Origin of the sequence: Aciditerrimonas ferrireducens (assembly GCF_023130475.1) — a bacterium.
In the GTDB taxonomy this organism is placed as follows: Bacteria; Actinomycetota; Acidimicrobiia; order Acidimicrobiales; family UBA8190; genus Aciditerrimonas; species Aciditerrimonas ferrireducens.
This window is the reverse complement of the sequence record NZ_JAKHEX010000043.1, coordinates 1-1722: the sequence shown is the minus strand read 5'-3', so window position 1 is coordinate 1722 and position 1722 is coordinate 1. Positions and strand designations below refer to the sequence as shown.

The window sequence follows — 1722 nt, the reverse complement described above, 5'->3', positions numbered from 1 at the left end:
CCACGAAGGTCGTGGATCTCTGTCACGCCCACGGCCTGCTGGTGGTCAACATGTGCGGCAAGGTGGAGCATGCTCGGCGGGCCGTGGACGCCGGTTGCGACCTCGTGGTGGCCCAGGGCACCGAGGCCGGGGGCCACACCGGGACGGTGGCCACCTTCCCCCTGGTCCCCCAGGTGGTCGACGCCGTGGGCGACCGGGTCCCGGTGGTGGCGGCCGGCGGGATCGTCGACGGCCGGGGCCTGGCAGCCGCCCTTGCCCTCGGAGCCGACGGGGTCTGGGTCGGCACCCGGTTCATCGCCACCCCCGAGGCTCGGGGCCTGCCGGGCTACAAGGACCGGCTCCTGGCCAGCCGGGAGGACCAGACGGTGATCAGCCGGGCCTACTCGGGCAAGACCATGCGGGTCCTCCGCAACGCCTACACGGACTACTTCGAGCAGCACCCCGACGAGCTCCGCCCCTTCCCCGACCAGCTCCGCCGCTCGCTCGGGGACCAGGCGTTCCACCTGGGCGGCGACGAGCAGACCCCCGGCGTCGACCCCGAGAAGGAGGGCTACCCGGCGGGCCAGGGCGTCGGGGCTCTCCGGGAGCTGGTCCCCGCCGGGGAGCTGGTCCGGCGCTTCGTCGCGGAGGCAGAGGCTGTTCTGGTCAAGACGGCCGGGTTCGTCCAGGCCGGTCCCTTGGCCAGCCACCCAGCCAGCTGAGCAGCCGAGCCGCCTTCGGCCCAGCGGGAGTCCGGCCTGCGGAGATCCCTCGACCGTCGGGATGACCCCGGGTGGTCCAGGGGTCACGGTCAGGCCGACAACGAGCCGGTCTCAGGCGATGCGATAGGTCTGGACCCCGTGGGCCACCGGATTGCCGCCCGGGTCGGTGGCATGGATCTCGGTGAAGATCAGCTCCCGAACCCGTCGGATGGTCCGGGCGGCGCAGACCAGGTCCTGCCCGGCCGCCGACCCGACGTACTGAACGGTCATGGCAACCGTGGCCGCCCGGGTCCCCCGGGCCGGATCGTGGTTCGACCAGGCCGCCGCCGCCCCGGCGGTGTCCATGACCGCCGCCACCACCCCCCCGTGGTATCGCTGGCCGTCGTTCGTCAGCTCGGGTCGGAAGGCCAGCCGCAGCACGACGTCGTCGGGCTCGAAGCGCTCGAATCGCAAGCCCAGACCGGCCAGGAAGGGCGTCGCCAGCATGGCGTGCTGGATCGCCGCCCGCCAGTCCTCCGCACCCTTCCCGTCGGGGGTCCGGGCATCCCCAGCCGTCGTGCCCTGCCCCCTCGCCGACTGCTCATCCACCGACCTCGCCTCCTCGTCCTCCGCGGCAACGGCCCACCCAGACCGATCGATGGATCAGTTTAGAGATTGCGATGTGGCCCAGGAGGCCGGCGACGGCAGCCAGCCCGTGCGACGATGGGCCGGTGCGGGTCCAGCGCTCCTTCGCCTTCGTCGACCTCGCTGGCTTCTCCAGCTTGACGGCCACCGAAGGCGACGAGCGGGCCGTGGCGGTCCTGGTGGGCTTCCGCGGGGTCTTGCGGGAGGTCTGCGCCCGCCGGGGGGTCCGGATCGCCAAGTGGCTCGGCGACGGGGCGATGCTGGTCAGCGTCGAGCCGGCAGCCCTGGTCCAGACCGTGCTCGAACTGGTCCACGCCACGGCCGCAGCCCACCTGCCGACCCCCATGACCTGTGGTGCCACCACCGGTGCGGTGCTCCTGCTCGAGGGTGACGACTA

At 72.8% G+C, this 1722-nt stretch carries 3 protein-coding genes; 2 read left to right on the top strand and 1 reads right to left on the bottom strand.

The genetic code is table 11. The features are described from left to right. On the top strand, positions 1-701 hold a 701-nt coding region (locus Acit_RS12585; RefSeq protein ID WP_248109397.1), incomplete at its 5' end, for an NAD(P)H-dependent flavin oxidoreductase. A 111-nt stretch (positions 702-812) separates the two neighbouring features. On the opposite strand, the gene Acit_RS12580 is transcribed toward Acit_RS12585, so the two are convergent. Next, complete coding sequence (locus Acit_RS12580; protein ID WP_282436946.1) at positions 813-1187, bottom strand: PaaI family thioesterase; 375 nt, start codon at positions 1185-1187, stop codon at positions 813-815. Positions 1188-1411: 224 nt separating this feature from the next. Here Acit_RS12580 and Acit_RS12575 point away from each other — a divergent pair. Further along, a partial coding sequence (locus Acit_RS12575; protein WP_248109395.1) for a nucleotidyl cyclase domain-containing protein occupies positions 1412-1722 on the top strand: 311 nt, incomplete at its 3' end.

Bases quoted from the DNA above. Each gene is read 5' to 3' on its own strand.
- Acit_RS12580 (WP_282436946.1), bottom strand. From the start codon at position 1,187: ATGCTGGCGACGCCCTTCCTGGCCGGTCTGGGCTTGCGATTCGAGCGC.